This is a genomic window from Neisseria sp. HMSC064E01 (genome assembly GCF_001808875.1).
GTDB lineage: Bacteria > Pseudomonadota > Gammaproteobacteria > Burkholderiales > Neisseriaceae > Neisseria > Neisseria sicca_A.
In genome coordinates this window covers 106,613-106,818 of sequence record NZ_KV794946.1, presented here as the reverse complement: position 1 = coordinate 106,818, position 206 = coordinate 106,613, and the positions used below count along the sequence as shown (strand labels likewise).

Here is a 206-nt window from a genome sequence, read left to right as displayed (position 1 = left end):
GCTTTAGCTTTCTCAGCCTCTTCAGCAGCTTTGCGCTCAGCTTCAGCTTTAGCTTTTTCAGCCTCTTCAGCAGCTTTGCGCTCGGCTTCGGCTTTGGCCTTTTCAGCTTCTTCGGCAGCTTTGCGTTCAGCTTCGGCTTTGGCCTTTTCAGCTTCTTCAGCAGCTTTGCGTTCGGCTTTAGCTTTCTCAGCCTCTTCAGCAGCTTT

At 51.5% G+C, this 206-nt stretch carries 1 protein-coding gene; it reads right to left on the bottom strand.

All coding sequences use genetic code 11. The annotated features are described in order from the left end of the window. Positions 1 to 206, bottom strand: a 206-nt coding sequence (locus HMPREF2572_RS15260; RefSeq protein ID WP_210385302.1) for a hypothetical protein, incomplete at both ends; no start/stop codon positions are given.